Origin of the sequence: Micromonospora polyrhachis, assembly GCF_014203835.1 — a bacterium.
Lineage (GTDB): Bacteria > Actinomycetota > Actinomycetes > Mycobacteriales > Micromonosporaceae > Micromonospora_H > Micromonospora_H polyrhachis.
This window is the reverse complement of record NZ_JACHJW010000001.1, coordinates 4,046,602-4,066,533: the sequence shown is the minus strand read 5'-3', so window position 1 is coordinate 4,066,533 and position 19,932 is coordinate 4,046,602. Positions and strand designations below refer to the sequence as shown.

Genomic DNA, 19,932 nt, shown 5'->3' with positions numbered 1-19,932 from the left:
GGGAGGCGGGCGAACCAGTCGTGCCGACGGCAGGTTCAGCCCGCCACCCCGGGAAGCCGGGCGGCGATGCGGGCGAACCCGGCCCGCAACTCCTGCTCGGTCGGAGGCAGGGTCACCGGTGCCCCGGCCTGGTCGGTCTCGGTGATCGCCGCAAGCTCCTCGTCCACGGTGTCCTCGAAGTCGCCGTAGAGATCGGCCGCCTCGACCTGGGCCAACTCGTCCTCGGCGGCGGTCCGGGCGGAGACGATCTCGCCACGGATCTCGTCGGCGGAGACCGCCGGCAGCAGCGGTTCGACCACCGCCATCAGTTCCTCGTCGGCCACCACCGATTCGGCCAGCGCCAACGCGTGCGGTCGCTCGTACGGACCGCAGACCACCGGCTCCCACTCGTCGTCCTCGCCGATGGGGCCGAACGTGATGATCCACGGCAGGTCGAGCAGCGGCGAGTCGTCCGGTAGCTCCAATGTCACAAGTGCGCCCACCCGCTCATCATCGCGAGCAAACCCGAGGCATTGGCAGCATTTGCCCCAATTGCCCACCTGTAGAGCGGAGGGCCGATCCCGCCCGGCTTACCAGGTCTTACCAGCCTGCTCCCGGACCGTACGGTTGATCCGGTTGAAGAAGTTGGTCATCGCGATCTCCAGGATGATCGCGCCCAGTTGCTCCTCGCTGAAATGGTCGGCGGCGGCGTCCCAGATCTCGTCGGTCACGCCCGGTGCGCCGTCCTGAAGCCGGGTGGCGGCCTCGGTCAGGGCAAGGGCTGTCCGCTCCTCCTCCGTGTAGAAGGGCGTATCGCGCCACGCGACCACGTTGTGCAGCCGCTCGTCCGTCTCATCAGCCTTCCGTGCCGACTCGATCGAGGCGAATACGCACGGGCTACAACCATTGATCTGGCTGGTACGCAGATGTACCAACGACAGGAGGCGCCTGTCGACGCCCCCGGCATGAATCGCCTTGTAGAGGTGCTGGATCGCGGTGATCACGTCGGGGTTCGCCGCGCCGTTCATGCGTGCTTCCATCGGTGTTGCTCCCTCATCGGTTACCTGAGCCCCCTCGGGCCCGTCATCACCCATGACGGAGCAGCGCCAAGGAAGGTAACAACATGTCCGACACCAGCCCGGCAGACCTGATTGCCGAGGCGTTCGAGGCCCAGCGTGACCAGCTACGGGCCGTCGCCTACCGCATGCTCGGATCGCACGCCGACGCCGAGGACGTGGTCCAGGATGCCTGGCTACGCCTCTCCCGCCAGGACGGGGCGACCATCCACAACCTCGCCGGCTGGCTGACCACGGTGGTCTCCCGGATCAGCCTCGATGTCCTACGATCGCGCCAGGCCCGCCCCGAGGCTTCCTACGACGACCGCCTGTCCGACCTCGTGGTGACGCTCGACGACAGTCCCGTTCCCGAAGACGACGCGGTGCTCGCCGACTCGGTCGGGCTCGCGCTGCTCGTCGTCCTGGAGTCGCTCGGGCCGAGCGAGCGGCTGGCGTTCGTGCTGCACGACCTGTTCGCGGTGCCGTTCGACGAAATCGGCCAGATCCTCGGCAAGTCCACTGCCGCCACCAAGATGCTCGCCAGCCGCGCCCGCAGGAAGGTGCAGGCAATTGAGCGGCCGACGAGCGTCGGACGGGAGCAGCGAGAGGTGGTCCAGGCCTTCCTGGCGGCGGCTCGGCACGGCGACTTCGAGGAGTTGCTGCGGGTACTCGACCCCGAGGTGAAACTGACCGTCGACACCCCGTCCGGCGTAGTCGTCACCCTCGGCGCCACCAAGGTCGCAACCGGCGCACAACTGTCCGCCAAGGCAGCCGCACAGGGGCGGGCGGCGCTCGTCAACGGCCTCCCAGGGATCATTTCCTGGCGCAAGGACGGCACCCCGCTCTCGGTCGTCGCGTTCACCGTCGTCAACGGCCGGATCACCGACATCACGGTCGTGATCGACCCGGCCAAGCTCGCGCTGATGGACCTGCCGGATCCGGCGTGAGTCCGCCCCAGCGAGCCGCACACCGACCAGCAGCCTGCCGCCGCAGGCTACTCACCCGGCCGGGCCGGGCCTGGGGTCTTCGGCCTCGGCCTCGGCGAGCGGCGGCCGGCGGCCGGTCGCCAGGTCGATGACCCGGCCCCGGTTGCTGGTCGCGGCCAGCGCCGCACCGAAGATCAGCAACTGGTTGAGCAGATACAGGTAGAGCAACAGTCCCACCGCGCCGGCCACCACCGCGTACGCCGGGTTCCGCTCGGTCCGCACCACGTAGTAGCGGCCGATCGTGTTGAGCAGGGTGATGCCGAGCGCGACCAGCAGCACCGAGGGCAGCAACCGCCGTACGGTCATCCGCAGCCGGGGCACGGCGATCAACAACGCCGCCGCGAGAATGACGTTGACCAGCACACTCAGCACGCCGCTGACAATCAGCAGGCCGACCGAGCCGGTGCTGCTGAGCAGCCAACGCAGCAACGACTCCAACGCGTCGATCGCCGCCACCGACAGACCCAGGAGCAGGAACACCCCGATCAGCACCGTGAAGTCGACCAGCCACCGCACCAACGGGTTACCCGGCTGTTGCTCCAGGCCGTAGACCAGCCGCTGGGAAGAACGGATCGCCTCCACCCAGCCCACCCCGGTGATCACCAGCAGGATCAGGCCGACGACACCCACCTTGCCGCTGCTCTCCTCGATCTGCTGGGCATCGAGGAACGGCAGGTTCTGGTCGAGAAAGTCCGCGACGGCGAAGCTGATCTCGTCGGCGTCCTCCAGGATCGCCCCGAAGATCGAGTACGCCACCAGGCCGAGCGCGAACACCGCGAAGAACCCGTAGTACGCGATCGCCGCAGCCAGTCGACCACCCAGCACGTCCACGTAGCGTTGCCCCGCCCGCCAGACATGGTCGAACGCCCGGGACCGACGGCGGGCCGTCGCCAGGCGATCCGCGATGCCGGCCACCGCCCGATCGAAGGCGTTCACGCCGTCATCCTTGCCCACCGGTGGCGGCCTGTCACCCACCCAACCGGAAGTCTCGACGGGGCTGCCAACGGGCTTCCCCGCTGTGCGAGAACAGGGTGAACGCGGCCACCTCGAACCGGGCCGAGAAACCGGCCAGGTCCTCGTACACCTGGTCCAGCGCCTCCGGTGCGACGTCCTGCGCCACCGTGACATGTGGGTGGTAAGGGAAGCGGTGTTCCCGTTGCAGCTCCGGCACCGCCCCGATGGCCGCCGCCAGTTGCTCGCACTCGCTGATCCCCGCCGCCACCGTCACGAAGACCACCTCGGTGACCGGACGGAAGGTACCGGTCCCCCGCAGGTGCAGCGTGTACGACGGGTGCGCGACAGCCACCTCGGCCAGCCGCTCCTCAACCACCGGGAGGCTGGCCAGCGGGATCTCCGTCGGGCCGAGCAACGTCAGATGCGCCGGTACGAACGTCGCCTGGGGATCTCCCGCCTCAGCCCGACGACGGGTCAGGTAGCTGCCCCAGGGCTCAGGAATGTCCACCGCGATGCCGACCTGGGTCATCGCGATGCCGACCTCGGGCGTCCCGTCCGTGCGATCCACGCTCCGCTCATCCCATCCGTTCGATCCACGCTCCGCTCATCCCACCAGTCGTCCACCGTCGATGTCCACGCTAACCGGTTCGCTGGCACGAGACCGGACTAGTCGTTCCTCGCTGGCGCGAGACCGGACTAGTCGTTCCTCGCTGGCACGAGACCGCGCTAGTCGTTCCTCGCTGGCACGAGACCGCGCTAGTCGTTCCTCGCTGGCACGAGACCGCGCTAGTCGTTCCTCGCTGGCGCGAGGAAGCCGATCCGGTCGTACACGGTGCGCAGGGTCGTCGAGGCGACGGCGCGGGCCCGCTCGCCGCCGGCCGCCAGGACCTTGTCGAGCTGCGCCGGATCGTCGAGGTAGAGGTGGGTCCGCTCCCGGATCGGCCGGGCGAACTCGGTCAACACCTCGGCCAGGTCCTTCTTGAGATCCCCGTACCCCTTGCCCGCGTACGCCTCGACCAGCTCGTCGATCGCGCGTCCGGTCAACGCGCAGTAGATGGTGAGCAGGTTCGACAGGCCGGGCTTCTGCTCCGGGTCGTAGTAGATCTCCCGGCCGGTGTCGGTGACCGCCGACTTGATCTTCTTGGCCGACTTGGCGGGCTCGTCCAGCAGCTCGATGATGCCGGCCGGCGACGACGCCGACTTGGACATCTTGATGCTCGGGTCCTGCAGGTCCGTGATCTTCGCGGTGTCCCGCACGATGTACGCCTCCGGCACCGTGAAGGTCGCGCCGAAGAGGTTGTTGAACCGCTGCGCCAGGTCCCGGGTCAACTCCAGGTGCTGCCGCTGGTCCTCGCCGACCGGCACCGCATCCGCCTGGTAGAGCAGGATGTCGGCGGCCTGGAGGATCGGATAGACGAACAGCCCGACGCTGGCCCGCTCGGCACCCTGCTTGGCCGACTTGTCCTTGAACTGGGTCATCCGGCTCGCCTCACCGAAGCCGGTCAGACAATCCAGCACCCAGGCCAACTGGGCGTGCTCGGGCACCTGCGACTGCACGAACAGCGTGCACCGCTCGGGGTCCAACCCGACGGCGAGCAGCTGCGCCGCCGCGACCCGGGTCCGCCGCCGCAGCACCACCGGATCGTGGCCGGCGGTGATGGCGTGCAGGTCGACCACACAGTAGAAGGCGTCGTGGGTCTCCTGTAGCGCCACCCAGTTACGCACCGCGCCCAGATAGTTGCCCAGGTGGAACGAGTCGGCGGTCGGCTGGATGCCGGAGAGAACCCGAGGCCGGGCCGGTACGTCGGACATGCCGACGATTCTGTCAGCAACCCGGAGCACGACGCGGGACGCCCCCGTACCAACCCGTCGCCACACCGAACGGTGACAAACCCACCGGCACCACGGAACCACACTCAGCAGCTGACCGGCGCTCAGCGGTTAGGAAGGGATCCTTCCTCCACCGGATACGACAAGAAGGGGCCCTTCCTCTGCCCCGGAAGGTAGGTGAAGGAGACGCCGATCCGGGCCGCCCGACGGCCGTCCAGGGTCAACACCCGCAGGATCCAGCCGCCCTGCTCCGGTTCCTCTGCCGGTACGTGGACCTCGTCACCGCTGGCGGGTAGCCGGCCCAGCGCCGCCATCACGAACCCGCCAACCGTCTCGTACGGGCCGGTCGGCAGCGTGAACCCGGCGCGCTTGGCGAAGTCCGACAGGTTGAGTCTGCCGTCCACCACTGCCGGCAGTCCGCCGAGGACCGGGTCGGGGGCGCTGTCGTACTCGTCGTGGATCTCCCCGACCAGTTCCTCGATCAGGTCCTCCAGGGTGACGATGCCGGCGGTGCCGCCGTACTCGTCGACCACCACCGCCAGGTGTTGTCGTTCCCGGCGCATCTCGGTCAACGCGGCCAGCACCCGCTTGCTGCCGGGCAACCGCTTGACCTCCCGGGTGATCTCCGCGACCGTGGCCAGTCCGTCGTCATCGGGGCGGATCAGCACGTCCCGTAGGTGTACGAAACCCACGATGTCGTCGGGCGTCCCGTCGACCACCGGATAACGGGTGTGGGTCTCCGCCCGGGCCAGTTGGGCCGCCTCCTTGAGGGTCAACCGCACGTCGAGGAAGACCACCTCGGTACGCGGCATCATCACCTCCCGGACCAGGCTGGCACCGGCTACGAGCACCTCGTCGATGATCCGGCGCTCCACCGGATCGAGCAGGGTGTTCCCGGCTACCAGGTCACGTAGTTCGGCTTCGCTGATCCGTTCCCGGCCGGCGACCGGGCTCGCGCCGAGCAGAGCCGTCACCAGTCGGGTGGCCGCGTCCGCACCGCGTACGACGAGCCGGGCCGCGCCCCGGGCCACCGGCCCGGGCCGTCGCAGAGTGCGCCCCGGCGCTCGACGCCGGGGCCCGGTACTGCCAGAATCCCGCATGCCAATAGATGGTAGACACCACAGCGGCCGGCGTACCCCGATCCGAGCCGACCAAGACTTCAACGTGTGTCGATAATCATCCCGGCGCCGACGGTACGGTTGGTGGCTTCGTCGATGACGATGAAACCGCCGGTCGTCCGGTTACGCCGGTACTCGTCGGCGAGCAGCGGAACCGTCGTACGCAGCCGCACCCGGCCGATCTCGTTGAGCGTCAACTCGCTGGCCGCCTCGTCCCGGTGCAGCGAGTTCACGTCGAGCCGGTAGTGCAGTCCGCGTACCACCGCCCGCGCCGACCGGGTGGTGTGCTTGATGGCGTACTTCGCGCCGACCCGCAGCGGCCGGCTCTCGTCCATCCAGCAGAGCATCGCCTCCACGTCCTGGGTGACCGTCGGGGCGTTCTGCGGTCGACAGATCAGGTCCCCCCGGGAGATGTCGATCTCGTCGGTCAGCCGTACGGTCACCGACATCGGCGGGAACGCCTCCGGCACCGGACCGTCGGCGGTCTCGATCGAGGCGATCCGGCTGGTGAACCCGGAAGGCAGCACCATCACCTCGTCGCCGGGCTTGAGTACGCCGGAGGCGACCTGGCCAGCGTATCCCCGGTAGTCGGTAACCGTGGTCGACTGGGGGCGGATGACGTACTGCACCGGGAACCGTACGTCGACCAGGTTGCGGTCCGAGGCGATGTGTACGTGCTCCAGGTGGTGCAGCAGCGACGGGCCCTCGTACCAGGGCATGTTCGCCGACCGGCTGACGATGTTGTCGCCACGCAGCGCGGAGATCGGTACGACGGTCAGGTCGGGTACGTCCAGCTTGGCGGCGAACGCGGTGAACTCGTCGGCGATCCGCTCGAAGACCTCCTGTGACCAGTCGACCAGGTCCATCTTGTTGACGCAGAGGACGAGGTGCGGCACCCGCAGCAGCGAGCAGAGGAACGCGTGCCGGCGGGACTGCTCCACCAGGCCCTTGCGGGCGTCGACCAGGATCAGCGCCAGGTCGGCGGTGGACGCACCGGTGACCATGTTGCGGGTGTACTGGATGTGCCCCGGGGTGTCGGCGATGATGAACTTCCGCCGGGGCGTGGCGAAGTAGCGGTAGGCCACGTCGATGGTGATGCCCTGCTCCCGTTCGGCCCGCAGTCCGTCGGTGAGCAGCGCCAGGTTGGTGTACTCGTCGCCCCGGGCCGCGCTGACCGCCTCCACCGCCGCGAGTTGGTCGGTGAAGAGCGACTTGGTGTCGTAGAGCAGCCGACCGATCAGCGTCGACTTGCCGTCGTCGACGCTGCCGGCGGTGGCGAACCGCAGCAGGTCCATCGCCCGGCTCTCCGGGACCGGGCCGATCGTCGTGGCCGGTACCGCGTTCGTCGCAGCCAACATCAGAAGTACCCCTCCCGCTTGCGATCCTCCATCGCGGCCTCGCTGACCCGGTCGTCGCCCCGGGTCGCGCCCCGCTCGGTGATCCGGGTCGCCGCGATTTCCTCGATCACCTGCTCCACGGTGTCGGCGTCGGAGCGGACCGCCGCCGTACACGAGGCGTCCCCGACCGTCCGGTAGCGCACCCGCGCCTTGCCGGTCTCCTCACCGGCCCGGGGCCGGAGGAACTCGTTGACCCCGTACAGCATTCCGTCCCGCTCGACGACCTCGCGGTCGTGCGCGTAGTAGATCGACGGCAGCGGCAGCCGCTCGCGGGCGATGTAGTGCCAGACGTCGAGTTCGGTCCAGTTGGACAGTGGGAAGACCCGGATCGACTCGCCGGGATGGTGCCGGCCGTTGTAGAGCGACCACAGCTCGGGGCGCTGGTTCTTCGGATCCCACTGGCCGAAGTCGTCGCGGAAGCTGAAGACCCGTTCCTTGGCGCGGGCCTTCTCCTCGTCGCGCCGGGCACCGCCGAAGAGGGCGTCGAACCGGTACGTCTCCACCGCGGCCAGCAGCACGGGGGTCTGGATCCGGTTGCGGGTCCCGTCCGGGGTCTCCTGGACCAGCCCGGCCGTCAGGGCGTCGGGCACGCTGGCCACCACCAGTTGCAGGCCGAGTTCGGCGACCCGCTGGTCGCGGTATTCGAGCACCTCGGGGAAGTTGTGCCCGGTGTCGACGTGCATGACCGGGAACGGAATGCTGGCCGGGGCGAACGCCTTCTGGGCCAGCCGGAGCATGACGATGGAGTCCTTGCCACCAGAGAAGAGCAGGACCGGGCGCTCCAGCTCGGCCACCACCTCCCGGATGATGAAGATGCTCTCGGCTTCGAGCGCGTCCAGGTGGGACACCCGGTACACGCCGACTCCGCTCCGCTCGTCCATGCGATTCCAGACCTTTCCAATCGGTTAAGTCAGGAGTACGCCGACAGACTACCCCGTATGACGCCGCAGCGCCGCAAGCAGTCGTGGAGCAAGCTCGGTCCGACAGACCAGCAGATCCGGCAGGCGCGGATCCGCCTCGTTGTATTGCAACGCGGATCCGTCGATTCGGGAAGCGTGCAGTCCCGTGGCCGTCGCCACAGCCACCGGGGCCGCCGAGTCCCACTCGTACTGCCCACCGGCGTGCACGTACGCGTCCACCTCGCCGTCGATGACCGCGGTGATCTTCGCCCCCGCCGACCCCATCGGTACGAGCCGCGCGCCGATCTCCGCCGCGAAGTCGGTGAGGAACACCGGCGGCCGGCTACGACTGGCCGCCAGCCGGATCGTCCCGCCCGGCTCGGCCACCTCCCCAACCGGCGGGTACGGCGGTGGCAGTTCGGCCCCCAGCACGCGGTCCCGCGCCGGCAACGCCACCGCACCGGCGACCAACCCGTGACCCGTCCCGGCCGACCGTCGGTCCCAGAGCGCCACGTGCACCGCCCAGTCCGTCCGCCCCTCCTCGGCGAACTCCCGCGTCCCGTCCAGCGGATCGACGATCCACACCCGGTCAGCGGTCAGCCGGCGAACCGCCGCCCTCCCCAGTTCTGCGGTCCAGGCCAGCCGAGATCCCTCATCCTCCTCCGACAACACCGCATCCGCCGGCCGCCACCGGGCCAACTCCGTACGGAGCACCTCGTGCGAGACCTTGTCACCGGCCGCCTTCAACGCACCGGGATCGGCGTAGCCCAACTCCGCCCGGACGTCGAGCAACGCCCGCCCGGCCCACGCCGCCAGCCAGCGGGCGAAACCAGCGTCGTCGCCGTTGCCCGGCGGGTCCGTCATCATCGGCCGACCACCACACGGGTACGCATCCCACCCACGATTCGCCTCCTCGCCGGACCGACCGGCGGGGGCATCCGCCCGCGGCCGACAGACCGGTCCGCGCCCGTGCCCGAAGACTACCGGCGCTGGCGCTGGCGCGAAGCGCAGCGCGACCGACCGCCCAACGGCAACCTCGGCAACGAGCCGGGAGCACGTGGCGGGCAGCATTCCGCCATTGACCACAGCCCCATGGGCGGCCCGAGTCAGGAGCCGTGATAGGCGTTCTGCGTCGGCTCCAGGCCCCGAGTGACGATCGACTCCGTCACGTCCGCCGCCCGATCGACGAGGAACTCCAACTCCTTACGCTCGGCAGCGGAGAAGTCCGAGAGCACATAATCGGCCGGATCCTGCCGCCCCGGCGGACGACCGATGCCGAACCGCACCCGGTGGTAGTCCTTCGTCCCCAGCGACTTGCTCATCGAACGCAGCCCGTTGTGACCACCCTCGCCACCACCGCACTTCGCCCGCAACTGGCCGTAGTCGACGTCCAGTTCGTCATGCACCGCGATCACCTGAGCCGGCGGCACCTTGAAGAACTGGGCCAACGCGGCAACCGGCCCGCCCGACAGGTTCATGTACGTCAACGGCTTGGCGAGCACCAGCCTCGGACCTCCGAGCCCGAGCCGCCCCTCGGCCACCTCGGCAACCGCCCGACGATGCCGGCCGAACCTCGCACCGATCCGCCCGGCGAGCAGATCCACCACCATGAACCCGACATTGTGGCGATTCCGTGCGTACTCCTTGCCGGGGTTGCCGAGCCCGACCACGAGCCACGGCTGCGCTTCGTCCGTCACCTTCACATCCTCGGCGAAAACTCCAACAGGCACCCCCGAGCAGTCGGGGGTGCCTGTCGAGACGGAATCGGTCAGGCCTCGGTGCGCTCGCGCTCCGGGGACTCCTCGCCCTCGGCGGCAGCGACGCCCTCTTCGCCCTCGGCACCCTCTTCGCCGGCCTCGGCCTCAGCCGGCTCCTCCTCGACCTCGCCCAGCTCGGCCGCGATCTGCTCAGCGGTCGGAGCTGCGGTGACGGCCACGACGATCAGCTCTGGGTCAGCGGTCAACTCGACCCCGCCCGGCAGCTCCACGTCCTTGGCGAGAACCTGCGAACCGGCCTCCATGCCCTCGATCGAGGCCTCCAGGTGGTCCGGCACCTTCGTCGCCTCGGCGGTCACCGCGAGCGTGGCGTGCTCGTGCACCAGCAGCGTGTCCGAAGCCGCCTCGCCGGTCAGCTGCACCGGAACCTCCACGGCGACCTTCTCGCCCCGACGGACCAGCAGCAGGTCGACGTGCTCGAAGGTGTCCTTGATCGGGTCACGCTGGATCGCCTTCGGCAGCGCCAGCGCCTGGGTGCCGTCGCTGACCTCGATCGCGAAGAGCTGGTTGGCACCGCCCTTGCGGATAGCGGCGGCGAACTCGCGCGCGGGCAGCGCGATGTGCTTGGGCTTCTCGCCATGGCCGTACAGCACGGCGGGCACCTTGCCGGCCCGACGGGTACGACGGGCACCACCCTTGCCGAACTCGGTACGGGGCTCGGCGCTGATCTTTACCTCGGACACGACAAAACTCCTGATACGGTCGCTGCGGCGGAACGTCGGCTGGCGGTGCTGGGCGAGGGGCTCGCTGGGGCGCTCAACTTCTCACGCTCTACCCAGAGCACCGCGTCGATGACGGTGCCTCCGTGCGGCATTTCCTCTAGCGGCCCGCAGGGCACCCTCGCCATGGCAACCGCACTAGTCTACCGGAGGCCAGGCCGGGGCGTGTCAGCGGCACCCCACCCCGACCCGTACCACCCACCTTCCGGACCACCGCACCACCAGCGGCGGCACAATGCGGCACGCCGACCGGAAGCCATCCGCTCCCGGCCGCCACCGTCCCGCTATCCGGTCAGCACTACTACTCGACCGCCCCGGGCAGGCCGACCGCCGCCACCCCCGGGAAGAACGACCGTCAGCTGAGCCCGCCGAAGAGCGTGGTCACCGAACCGTCGTCGAAGACCTCACGGATCGCCCGCGCCAGCAGCGGCGCGATCGACAACACCGTGAGCTTGTCCAACTGCTTCTCCGGCGGCAACGGCAGCGTGTTGGTCACGATGACCTCGCTGATCTGGCTGTTCTTCAACCGCTCCGTAGCCGGGTCCGACAGCAGGGCGTGGGTCGACGCCACCACGACGTCCGCCGCCCCCGCCTCGTGCAGGATCTCCGCCGCCTTACAGATCGTCCCACCAGTGTCGATCATGTCATCAACGATCAGGCAGACCCGGCCCTCGACGTCCCCCACCACCCGGTTCGCCACCACCTGGTTCGGCTTGAGCGGATCGCGAGTCTTGTGAATGAACGCCAGCGGGCAGCCACCCAGCCGGTCCGTCCACCGCTCGGCCACCCGTACCCGACCGGAGTCCGGTGCCACCACCGTCATCGGCCGCCCGGCGTACCGGCGCTCCACGTAGTTGGCCAGAATGTCCATCGCGAACAGGTGGTCCACCGGCCCGTCGAAGAAACCCTGGATCTGCGCGGTGTGCAGGTCCACGGTGAGGATGCGGTTCGCCCCGGCCGTCTTGAGCAGGTCCGCCACCAGCCGCGCCGAGATCGGCTCCCGACCCCGGTGCTTCTTGTCCTGCCGGGCGTACGGGTAGAACGGCAACACGACCGTGATCCGCTTCGCCGACCCGCGCTTCAACGCGTCGATCATGATCAGGGTCTCCATGACCCACTTGTTCACGCCGTGCGTGACCGACTGCACCACGAACGCGTCCGAGCCACGTACCGACTCCTTGAACCGGACGAAGATCTCGCCGTTGGCGAACTCGTACGCGTCGGCCGGCGTCGGTGCCACGCCGAGCACCTCGCCGATCTCCTGGGCCAGTTCCGGAAAGCCCCGCCCCGAGAAGAGCATCAGACTTTTGCGGTTTTCGGCGACGATGCTGCCCATCGGCTCGTCTGCTCCCGTTGATCGGTGGTTCCCGGCTGGGGACCTGGGACTATTCGGTTGCAGTATCCCCCGGGTCGGCGTCGTATCCAGCCGTGTCGCCAAGGCCGTGGAATGCCTCACCCTGACTTGCGTCAACAGCCCTCTGCCGGGCAAGCTCCGCCTCCTGCCGGGTGAGCGCCGCCTCCGCGGCCTCCGCCGACTTCGTACCCGCTCGCCGCCGCGCCACCCAACCTTCGACGTTGCGCTGCGAAGCCCGGGTCACCCCGAGCGCTCCCGGCGGTACGTCCTGGGTGATGGCGCTGCCCGCGGCCACGTACGCGCCCGGCCCGATCTCGACCGGAGCGATCAGGTTCGTGTCGCAGCCGACGAAGGCCGCCTCGCCGACGGTGGTGTGGTGCTTGGCCACGCCGTCGTAGTTCACGAAGATCGTCGCCGCACCGATGTTGGCCCGCGCCCCGATCGTCGCGTCCCCAACGTACGACAGGTGCGGCACCTTCGCACCCGGACCAATCTCCGAGTTCTTCACCTCGACGAACGTGCCGACCTTGGCCTTGTCCGCCAGGCGGGCGGCCGGCCGCAGGTAGGCGTACGGGCCGACACTGGCCTGCGGTCCGATCTCCGCACCCACGGCGTGGCTACGCAGCACCACCGCACCCGCGCCGACCGTGGTGTCGATCAACGTGACGTCCGGCCCGACGGCCGCCGCCGCCCCGACCGTCGTCGCACCCCGCAACTGCGTGTTCTGGTCCACCACGGCGTCCCGGTCGAGCGTGACCGTCACGTCGATCCAGGTCGTCATCGGGTCCAACAGGGTGACCCCGGAGCGCAACCAGCCCTCGTTGACCCGGTCCCGCAGCAGCCGGCGCAACGCGGCCAACTCCACCCGGTCGTTGCAGCCCAGCGTCTCGGTCGCCTCCGCCGCCACGTGTACGGCCACCGCCTCGCCCGCGGCGACCAGCAGCCCGAAGACGTCGGTGAGGTACTCCTCACCCTGGTCGTTGTCGGTGGAGATCTTGCTCAACGCGTCCCGTAGCAGCGCCGCGTCGAAGGCGTAGATCCCGGCGTTGATCTCCCGAACCGCCCGCTGGGCAGAGGTGGCGTCGCGCTCCTCGACGATCTGCTCCAGGTGCCCGGCGGGGTCCCGGATGATCCGGCCGAGTCCGGTCGGGTCGGCCACCTCGGCGGCCAGTACGGTCGCCGCCGCCCCGGCCGCCTCGTGCGTCTCGACGAGGGCGGTGACCGTCTCGGCCCGCAACAACGGCACGTCGCCGTTGAGCACGACGACGGTGCCGGCGAGGTCGGCTACGGCGTCCAGGGCGATCCGGACCGCGTGCCCGGTGCCCAACTGTTCCGTCTGCCGGACCGGGGTGGCCTGCGGGGCCACCTCGGACAGGTGCGCGGCGACCTGGTCGGCACCGTGGCCCACCACCACCAGCGTGCGCTCGGCGGCCAGCGGCGCGGCGGCCGCCAGGACATGACCGACCAGGGTGCGGCCAAGCAGTGGGTGCAGCACCTTCGGTAGCGCCGACTTCATCCGCTTGCCCTCGCCGGCGGCGAGGACGACCACGGTACGGGGTCGGGACTGGGACACGGGCGGGCTCCCGTCGGGATGGCTGGGCAATCTGCGGCCTCATGCTAGCCGCGCGTCCCGGGCGAGTCGCCCGTTCCCCCCGGATGAACCCCGAATCGGACTAAAGGCACAGGTCACCCGACGCGCCCCGAACCTAAGAAGCGATGTGCCCCGAACCTAAGAAGCTCGGCCGCCAGGACTCGAACCTGGAAAAGTGCCTCCAAAGGGCACCGTGTTGCCAATTACACCACGGCCGAAGGTTTCCCCGTCAGGGTAGCGCCTCACCGATCGTCGCTCACACCCTTATCCCCCGGCCCGACCAAGCCATCGACCACTCCCTCTATCAACCAGTAGACCTTCCGGCTCTGCGGGACGTCGATGATCAGGCAACCGCGGTAGTCCACACCGGTGTTGCGTCGGACCGTCTTGGGCTGGTGGCGTTTGAGTGTGGCCGGGTGGAATCGGTCGGCCGGCAGGTCGAGCGCCTCGATCCACCAGGCGACCGCCGCCTCGACGTCAGCGGACTCATGGATGCTGACCCGATAGCTCGGCACTGTGCGGTCGACCCCGATGGATTCGAGAAAGCGCAGGAAGAGCGCGAGCAACCGCACGTCACTGTTGATCAACTGGATTCGCTCGCTGCGACGCCAGGGCTTGGACTTGGCCCCCTCCGACCAGTAGATGGCGGCACCGAGCAAGAGCAGGTCCCGGTCGTCCAGCGGGCCGACCTGCTCCGCCGCTTCGGCGCGTACGGCCGCCCTGGACTGGTCTCGCTCCTCGCGGTAGGGAGCCCACCGCGCCTCCCGCATCCGCGCGGCGTGGGCGTGCTGCCGGGCGCGCGCGGCATCGGAGTCGGGATCGAGCGGAAGATGTCTGACCCACTGGTACGCCGTGGACTTGGCGATGCCGAGTGCCAGGGCGATGTCGACGACGGATCGCCCTTCCTCGCGTAACGCCACCGCCTGGCTCCGCAGCTCGTCCTTGGCGTTTGGTCGGCGGGTCCACTCTGGCGGCGGTACGCCCCGCAGCAGTTCGTAGAGCCGGCCCTTGCCGATCCCCAGCCGGTCCTGGATCTGGCTCAGGGAGAGCTGTTCGACGGTGCGGAGGCGGTGGGCTTCGGCGGCGAGCGGGTCGGTCATGAGCTGCAACCTAGGGTGCGGATACGACAACACCCGTCGATCTTCGCCAGCCATTTGCCGGATACTCGCCCGTAGCAAACTACGGCACCGTAGGTTACGGTGACGTAGGCGTAAGTTACTGATCTTCCCCACCCTGTCGCTGTGAGGTGTCATGTCCCCGTCCACGCTTCTCGAACCACCAGACACCGTCAGGCCATCCGGCCCCAAGCCGCTCACCGAAGGGCCGCAGTCACCTGGCATCCTGATCGGCCTCTGGTCGTTCGTGGTGATCCCGTTCCTGGCGTTGTTCGCCGCCGTACCGGTGGCCTGGGGTGGCTGGCTGAGCTGGACGGATGTGGCCATCGCACTGGTCTGGTACGTGGTCGCTGGGCTGGGCATCACGGTCGGCTTCCACCGCTACTTCACCCACGGCTCGTTCAAGACCAAGCGGTGGCTCCGGGTGACCCTGGCGGTGGCCGGTTCGCTCGCGATCGAGGGCAGCGTCACCCAGTGGGTCGCCGACCACCGGCGGCACCACGCGTTCTCCGACGTGGAGGGCGATCCGCACTCGCCGTGGCGCTTCGGGGGCAGCTTCTGGGGTCTGACCAAGGGTTTGTTCCACGCGCACATGGGCTGGTTGTTCCGCCGGGAACTCACCAACCGTCAACGGTTCGCCCCGGATCTGCTGGCCGACAGGGACATCAGCCGCGTCGACCGGCTCTTCCCGGTGCTGGTCGTCATCTCGGCGCTCGCCCCGGCCGTCATCGGCGGTCTGGTCACCTGGTCGTGGCAGGGTGCCCTGACTGCCTTCTTCTGGGCCGGCCTGGTACGCATCGCGTTGCTGCACCACGTCACCTGGTCGGTCAACTCGGTGTGCCACGTCTACGGTGAGCGCCCCTTCGAGGTGCGACAGGGTGACAAGGCCTCGAACTTCTGGCCGTTGGCGATCGTGTCCTTCGGTGAGAGCTGGCACAACCTGCACCACTCGGATCCGACAAGTGCGCGGCACGGGGTGCTCCGGGGACAGATCGACATCTCGGCACGGGTCATCTGGATCTTCGAGAAGCTGGGGCTGGCGTCCGACGTACGCTGGCCGAAGCCGGAGCGGATCGCGGCAAAACTGGTGAAACCGGCTGCACCCCGGTAGCCAGTGTCATGCCAGGGGGTCGGGTTGTCGGCCTGGCCTGGCAGGATGGCCGGGTGACCGAGCGCAGCGAGGGCACCATCAGGCATGACACTGGACAAAACGGCGTCGCGGGACGCCAGCAGGGTGACAACGTGGCAGAGAGCCCGAGCACGAACGGGCGCAGACGGACGCCGGCACCGGCCCCGGCGTCCGCCAAACCGAGTTCCCGGGTACGCATGTCCGCTGCCCAGCGCCGAGAACAACTGATCATCATTGGGCGGCAGATCTTCGCCGAGCGCGGGTTCGACGCCACTTCCATAGAGGAGGTGGCGGCTCGGGCCAAGGTTTCCAAGCCGGTGGTCTACGAGCACTTCGGCGGCAAGGAGGGGCTCTACGCGGTCGTGGTGGATCGGGAGGTCCGTTCCCTGCTGGACCGAATCACCACGGCGCTGACCGCCGGACATCCTCGGGAACTGCTGGAACAGGCGGCCTTGGCCCTGCTCGGCTACATCGAGGAGGAGACCAACGGGTTCCGGGTGCTGGTCCGGGAGTCGCCGGTGATGTCGGCGACCGGCAACTTCAGCAGTGTGATGAACGACGTGGCGCACCAGGTCGAGCACATTCTGGGTGCCGAGTTCAAGAGCCGGGGTTACGACCCCAAGCTGGCCGAGTTGTATTCCCAGGCGTTGGTGGGGATGGTGGCGTTGACCGGCCGCTGGTGGCTGGAGGTTCGCAAGCCTCGTAAGGAGACGGTGGCGGCCCACCTGGTCAATCTCTCCTGGAACGGCTTGTCCCACCTGGACGCCAAGCCCACGCTGATCACCCGGCGGATCCGCTGACCGGCTACCGCATCGCTCCGGTACGGGTGCCTCAGCGGCGACGGTCCGGGGCGGGGCTGGAGACCGGTCGGTGTGGGTACGCCCGCGCCCGGGCGGCCTCCGCTGGCGGCCCGACCTTGTCGTAGAGGCCGGTGGCGAGCACCAGCAGTCCGAAGATCATCGACACGATGACGGTGGACATCGAGAAGTTGAGGAAGTTGGCCTCGGTCTGTAGGACGGCCATCATCAGCAACGCGGTGACCATGAAGATCACGCCGATGGTGAGGTTCATGAAGTGGCCGAGGTTGCCCCGCTGCGCCGTCCCGATGATGATCACCGCGCCGAAGATGACGGAGATCAGCGCGAAGGCGAGATTGGTCCGTAGCCCGAGCACCCAGTGGTCACCACGGTCGAAGAGGGGCTCACCCCAGGTCTGGATGACTCCGATCACTCCGAAGACCAGGATGTAGAGCCCGATCAGCGCAGCGAAGATCCGGTACAGCGTTCGCGCCGGATGATTGACCGGGATGTGTGCCATGGCTCCTCCTGCGCGGTTGGGCAACCCTTTTTCCGGATTGTCCCCGAGGAGCGCAGGAAGCGCCTGGCGAACGGAGAATCTCGTCGCTTCCGTCGCCACCGCCCGACCGGCGGATCAGCCGATCGGGCGGACCCGGGCCGTACCGGCCGGTGCACGGCCGCCGCACGGCGAGCCAGCCGGTCAGAGGAGCAGCCGGGCTTCCTGCCAGGCGTGGGTCTCCTCGTCCGTGCCAACCTTGCCGTACAGACCGGCGGTCATCAGGACCAGTCCGAGGGTCATGGAGACGATGACGGTGGCCACCGAGAAGTCGAGGTAGTTGGCGTCGGTGCGCATTACGGCGAGTTCGGCGAGGCCCAACACCATCAGGGCGTAGCCGGAGAACTTGTTGACGGTCGCGTCGACGTTGCGGCCGATCACGGCGGCGAGCAGCAGGATCACTCCGAGGATCACCGAGATGACCGAATATCCGAGATTCGCCCCCTGGCCGAGGACCTGGGTGTCATTCTGGGCGAAGAACTCGGCACCGCTGTTCTCGATCACACCGAGCACACCGAAACCTGCCAGGTAGAGGCCGGTGAGCCCGCCGATCGCCCGGTAGATGGGGCGTGCGGGGTGGTTGACGGGGAAGTGTGCCATGGTCTCTGAGTCTCCAAGGCTGTTGCTGATGAGGGGTCGGCGCCGATTGTCCCGCACCGGGTCGGGGTGACGCCGCACACCCCCGACCCGGCGTTACCGGTGCCCTATCGATCACCACCACCGCCCGGGTTTCCGGGTCGGCTCAGCTCTCCCCCACCTGCTCGGCCAGGAGCAGCCAACTTTCCTCGACCTGTTCCCGCTCGGCCCGTACGGCGCGCAGTTGGCCGTCGAGTTCGGCGACCTTGACGTAGTCGGTGGCGTGGGTGGCGAGTTGGTCGTGCAGCTGCGCCTCCCGCTGCTCCAGCTTGCCGACCTGCCGTTCGAGGCGGGTCAGCTCCTTGCGGGCGGCCCGCAGTTCGCCGCCGGAGAGCCCCGGTTCCGTACGCTCGGGGACCTTGGGCCGTGCCTGGCCGGTGCTTGGGGCCGGCTCCCGGGCCTCCTGTCCGGCGGCGGCACGGGCGAGGTATTCGTCTACTCCGCCGGGCAGGTGAACCAGCCGACCGTCGCCGAACATCCCGTAGACGGCGTCGGTGACCCGTTCGATCAGGTACCGGTCGTGGCTGGCCACGATCACGGTGCCGGGCCAGGAGTCGAGCAGGTCCTCCAGTGCGGCCAGGGTGTCGGTGTCCAGGTCGTTGGTGGGCTCGTCGAAGAGCAGCACGTTGGGCTCGGCGGCGAGCAGGCGGAGCAGTTGCAGGCGGCGGCGTTCGCCACCGGACAGGTCCGACACCGGGGTCCAGAGCCGGCGGTCGTCGAAGCCGAACGTCTCGGCAAGCTGGGAGGCGGCCAGTTCGCGGTCGCCGAGGACGACCCGGCGGGCCACCTCTTCGACCGCCTCCAGCACCCGAAGCTGGCCGGGTAGTTCGGCCAGTTCCTGGGAGAGGAAGGCGGGTCGGACGGTCGACCCGGTGGTCAGCCGGCCCTGGTCGGGTTGGGTGACCCCGGCCAGCATCCGGAGCAGGGTGGTCTTGCCGGCGCCGTTGGCACCGAGGATGGCGATCCGGTCGCCGGGGCCGACCTGCCAGGTGAGGTCTTTCAGGATCACCTTTGGGCCGGCGTTGAGGGTGACGTCTTCCAGGTCGTACACCTGTTTGCCGAGCCGGGCGGTGGCCAGCCGCTGGAGTGACATGGTGTCGCGCGGCGGTGGCACGTCGGCGATGAGGGCGTTGGCGGCTTCGATCCGGAAGCGAGGCTTGGAGGTACGGGCCGGCGGGCCGCGCCGGAGCCAGGCGATCTCCTTGCGGAGCAGGTTCTGTCGGCGTGCCTCGGTGGCGGCGGCGACGCGCTCCCGTTCCACCCGGGCCAGGGTCCAGGCGGCGAAGCCGCCCTCGTAGACGCGCACGGTCTGGTCGGCGACCTCCCAGGTGGTGGTGCAGACCGCGTCCAGGAACCACCGGTCGTGGGTGACCACCACGAGGGCACCGCGTCGGGTGACCAGGTGTTTGGCCAGCCAGTCGACTCCGGCCACGTCGAGGTGGTTGGTGGGTTCGTCCAGGATGAGCAGGTCGGTCGTGCGGACCAGGAGCGCGGCGAGCGCCACCCGCCGCCGTTCACCGCCGGACATCGGCCCGACCGGCTGGTCCAGCCCCAGGTAGGGCATGCCCAGTCCGTCGAGGATGGCGCGAACCCCGGCGTCACCCGCCCATTCGTGTTCGGCGCCGAAGCCTTCGGCCAGCCAGGCGGTGCCGAGCACCACGTCCCGGATGGTGTATTCGGGGTCGAGCTGGAGGGTCTGCGGCAGTGAGGCGACCTGGAGGTCGCGCCGGTGGGTGACTCGGCCGCTGTCCGGTTCCTCGGCACGGGTCAGCAGCCGCAGCAGGGTGGACTTGCCGGCACCGTTGAGCCCGACCACGCCGATCCGGTCGGCGCTGTCCAGTCCGAGGGACACGTCGGTGAGCAGCTGCCCGACCGCGCCGTAGCCCTTGGACGCGCGGTCCAGGTTGACGATGTTGGCCACCACACCTGCCTTTCCCATGGTCGAGGCGCCCGCCGGGCTGGGCGGTGCCGATCAACCGAAGATCGGCGGGGGGCGTCGTACGGTGACGCCGGCCCGGGAGGGCGCCTCAGTCGACAAGCCT

General features: G+C 68.9%; 20 protein-coding genes and 1 tRNA gene. 3 read left to right on the top strand and 18 right to left on the bottom strand.

Features of this window, described 5'->3' with window-relative positions:
* Nucleotides 1-35: 35 nt before the first annotated feature.
* Nucleotides 36-482: a hypothetical protein gene (locus FHR38_RS17875; RefSeq protein WP_184535734.1), complete on the bottom strand. Its 447-nt coding sequence runs from the start codon at nucleotides 480-482 to the stop codon at nucleotides 36-38.
* Between the two features lie 87 nt (nucleotides 483-569).
* Nucleotides 570-1,019, bottom strand: a complete 450-nt coding sequence (locus FHR38_RS17870; RefSeq protein WP_184535733.1) for a carboxymuconolactone decarboxylase family protein — start codon at nucleotides 1,017-1,019, stop codon at nucleotides 570-572.
* Nucleotides 1,020-1,102: 83 nt separating this feature from the next.
* Here FHR38_RS17870 and FHR38_RS17865 point away from each other — a divergent pair, with 83 nt between their 5' ends.
* A complete protein-coding gene (locus FHR38_RS17865; RefSeq protein ID WP_184535732.1) occupies nucleotides 1,103-1,981 on the top strand; it encodes a sigma-70 family RNA polymerase sigma factor in 879 nt (292 codons plus the stop codon).
* Nucleotides 1,982-2,032: 51 nt separating this feature from the next.
* Here the strand turns inward: FHR38_RS17865 and FHR38_RS17860 are convergent, their stop codons facing one another.
* The 13 genes from FHR38_RS17860 to FHR38_RS17800 form a co-directional block, all read right to left on the bottom strand.
* Nucleotides 2,033-2,956, bottom strand: a complete 924-nt coding sequence (locus tag FHR38_RS17860; RefSeq protein ID WP_184535731.1) for a YihY/virulence factor BrkB family protein — start codon at nucleotides 2,954-2,956, stop codon at nucleotides 2,033-2,035.
* A gap of 31 nt (nucleotides 2,957-2,987) precedes the next feature.
* Nucleotides 2,988-3,503, bottom strand: a complete 516-nt coding sequence (locus FHR38_RS17855) for a 2'-5' RNA ligase family protein (RefSeq protein ID WP_184539834.1) — start codon at nucleotides 3,501-3,503, stop codon at nucleotides 2,988-2,990.
* Nucleotides 3,504-3,760: 257 nt separating this feature from the next.
* Nucleotides 3,761-4,786: a tryptophan--tRNA ligase gene (gene trpS, locus FHR38_RS17850; RefSeq protein WP_184535730.1), complete on the bottom strand. Its 1,026-nt coding sequence runs from the start codon at nucleotides 4,784-4,786 to the stop codon at nucleotides 3,761-3,763.
* Between the two features lie 122 nt (nucleotides 4,787-4,908).
* A complete protein-coding gene (locus FHR38_RS17845; protein WP_184535729.1) occupies nucleotides 4,909-5,904 on the bottom strand; it encodes a hemolysin family protein in 996 nt (331 codons plus the stop codon).
* Nucleotides 5,905-5,963: 59 nt separating this feature from the next.
* Entirely contained in the window at nucleotides 5,964-7,280 is a 1,317-nt protein-coding gene (gene cysN / locus FHR38_RS17840; protein ID WP_184535728.1) for a sulfate adenylyltransferase subunit CysN, read from the bottom strand.
* The gene (gene cysD, locus FHR38_RS17835; protein WP_184535727.1) at nucleotides 7,280-8,200 is read right to left on the bottom strand and encodes a sulfate adenylyltransferase subunit CysD; all 921 of its coding nucleotides are present in this window, start codon (nucleotides 8,198-8,200) and stop codon (nucleotides 7,280-7,282) included. The genes cysN and cysD overlap by 1 nt, the downstream gene beginning before the upstream one ends.
* Before the next feature lie 48 nt (nucleotides 8,201-8,248).
* Nucleotides 8,249-9,082, bottom strand: coding sequence for a 3'(2'),5'-bisphosphate nucleotidase CysQ (locus FHR38_RS17830; protein WP_184539832.1), 834 nt, complete (start codon nucleotides 9,080-9,082; stop codon nucleotides 8,249-8,251).
* 242 nt (nucleotides 9,083-9,324) lie between these two features.
* Nucleotides 9,325-9,915: an aminoacyl-tRNA hydrolase gene (gene pth / locus FHR38_RS17825; protein ID WP_184535726.1), complete on the bottom strand. Its 591-nt coding sequence runs from the start codon at nucleotides 9,913-9,915 to the stop codon at nucleotides 9,325-9,327.
* A gap of 71 nt (nucleotides 9,916-9,986) precedes the next feature.
* On the bottom strand, nucleotides 9,987-10,676 hold the full coding sequence (locus FHR38_RS17820; RefSeq protein ID WP_184535725.1) for a 50S ribosomal protein L25/general stress protein Ctc: 690 nt from the start codon (nucleotides 10,674-10,676) through the stop codon (nucleotides 9,987-9,989).
* Between the two features lie 391 nt (nucleotides 10,677-11,067).
* A complete protein-coding gene (locus tag FHR38_RS17815) occupies nucleotides 11,068-12,048 on the bottom strand; it encodes a ribose-phosphate diphosphokinase (protein ID WP_184535724.1) in 981 nt (326 codons plus the stop codon).
* 49 nt (nucleotides 12,049-12,097) lie between these two features.
* Complete coding sequence (glmU, locus tag FHR38_RS17810) at nucleotides 12,098-13,639, bottom strand: bifunctional UDP-N-acetylglucosamine diphosphorylase/glucosamine-1-phosphate N-acetyltransferase GlmU (protein WP_184535723.1); 1,542 nt, start codon at nucleotides 13,637-13,639, stop codon at nucleotides 12,098-12,100.
* 164 nt (nucleotides 13,640-13,803) lie between these two features.
* Nucleotides 13,804-13,875, bottom strand: a tRNA-Gln gene (locus FHR38_RS17805).
* 24 nt (nucleotides 13,876-13,899) lie between these two features.
* Complete coding sequence (locus FHR38_RS17800; RefSeq protein WP_184535722.1) at nucleotides 13,900-14,757, bottom strand: helix-turn-helix domain-containing protein; 858 nt, start codon at nucleotides 14,755-14,757, stop codon at nucleotides 13,900-13,902.
* 151 nt (nucleotides 14,758-14,908) lie between these two features.
* Between FHR38_RS17800 and FHR38_RS17795 the strand changes: the two genes are divergently transcribed.
* A complete protein-coding gene (locus tag FHR38_RS17795; protein ID WP_184535721.1) occupies nucleotides 14,909-15,883 on the top strand; it encodes an acyl-CoA desaturase in 975 nt (324 codons plus the stop codon).
* A gap of 215 nt (nucleotides 15,884-16,098) precedes the next feature.
* Nucleotides 16,099-16,701 carry a TetR/AcrR family transcriptional regulator gene (locus FHR38_RS17790; protein WP_221449794.1) on the top strand — a complete coding sequence of 201 codons (603 nt, stop codon included), beginning with the start codon at nucleotides 16,099-16,101 and terminating at the stop codon, nucleotides 16,699-16,701.
* Between the two features lie 31 nt (nucleotides 16,702-16,732).
* Here the strand turns inward: FHR38_RS17790 and FHR38_RS17785 are convergent, their stop codons facing one another.
* From FHR38_RS17785 to FHR38_RS17775, 3 genes are all read right to left on the bottom strand, one after another.
* Complete coding sequence (locus tag FHR38_RS17785; RefSeq protein WP_184535720.1) at nucleotides 16,733-17,218, bottom strand: DUF4383 domain-containing protein; 486 nt, start codon at nucleotides 17,216-17,218, stop codon at nucleotides 16,733-16,735.
* Nucleotides 17,219-17,398: 180 nt separating this feature from the next.
* Nucleotides 17,399-17,854, bottom strand: a complete 456-nt coding sequence (locus tag FHR38_RS17780; RefSeq protein WP_184535719.1) for a DUF4383 domain-containing protein — start codon at nucleotides 17,852-17,854, stop codon at nucleotides 17,399-17,401.
* Between the two features lie 142 nt (nucleotides 17,855-17,996).
* Nucleotides 17,997-19,811 (bottom strand): ABC-F family ATP-binding cassette domain-containing protein, encoded by a 1,815-nt coding sequence (locus FHR38_RS17775; RefSeq protein ID WP_184539827.1) that lies wholly within the window; start codon nucleotides 19,809-19,811, stop codon nucleotides 17,997-17,999.
* Nucleotides 19,812-19,932 lie beyond the last annotated feature (121 nt).

What these genes read in the sequence shown, in the direction of transcription:
- FHR38_RS17870 (WP_184535733.1), bottom strand. Translation starts at nt 1,019, where the DNA reads ATGGAAGCACGCATGAACGGCGCGGCGAACCCCGACGTGATCACCGCG.
- FHR38_RS17865 (WP_184535732.1), top strand. Translation starts at nt 1,103, where the DNA reads ATGTCCGACACCAGCCCGGCAGACCTGATTGCCGAGGCGTTCGAGGCC.
- FHR38_RS17855 (WP_184539834.1), bottom strand. Translation starts at nt 3,503, where the DNA reads ATGACCCAGGTCGGCATCGCGGTGGACATTCCTGAGCCCTGGGGCAGC.
- trpS (WP_184535730.1), bottom strand. Translation starts at nt 4,786, where the DNA reads ATGTCCGACGTACCGGCCCGGCCTCGGGTTCTCTCCGGCATCCAGCCG.
- FHR38_RS17845 (WP_184535729.1), bottom strand. Translation starts at nt 5,904, where the DNA reads ATGCGGGATTCTGGCAGTACCGGGCCCCGGCGTCGAGCGCCGGGGCGC.
- cysN (WP_184535728.1), bottom strand. Translation starts at nt 7,280, where the DNA reads ATGTTGGCTGCGACGAACGCGGTACCGGCCACGACGATCGGCCCGGTC.
- cysD (WP_184535727.1), bottom strand. Translation starts at nt 8,200, where the DNA reads ATGGACGAGCGGAGCGGAGTCGGCGTGTACCGGGTGTCCCACCTGGAC.
- FHR38_RS17830 (WP_184539832.1), bottom strand. Translation starts at nt 9,082, where the DNA reads ATGACGGACCCGCCGGGCAACGGCGACGACGCTGGTTTCGCCCGCTGG.
- FHR38_RS17815 (WP_184535724.1), bottom strand. Translation starts at nt 12,048, where the DNA reads ATGGGCAGCATCGTCGCCGAAAACCGCAAAAGTCTGATGCTCTTCTCG.
- FHR38_RS17800 (WP_184535722.1), bottom strand. Translation starts at nt 14,757, where the DNA reads ATGACCGACCCGCTCGCCGCCGAAGCCCACCGCCTCCGCACCGTCGAA.
- FHR38_RS17795 (WP_184535721.1), top strand. Translation starts at nt 14,909, where the DNA reads ATGTCCCCGTCCACGCTTCTCGAACCACCAGACACCGTCAGGCCATCC.
- FHR38_RS17790 (WP_221449794.1), top strand. Translation starts at nt 16,099, where the DNA reads ATGTCCGCTGCCCAGCGCCGAGAACAACTGATCATCATTGGGCGGCAG.
- FHR38_RS17785 (WP_184535720.1), bottom strand. Translation starts at nt 17,218, where the DNA reads ATGGCACACATCCCGGTCAATCATCCGGCGCGAACGCTGTACCGGATC.
- FHR38_RS17780 (WP_184535719.1), bottom strand. Translation starts at nt 17,854, where the DNA reads ATGGCACACTTCCCCGTCAACCACCCCGCACGCCCCATCTACCGGGCG.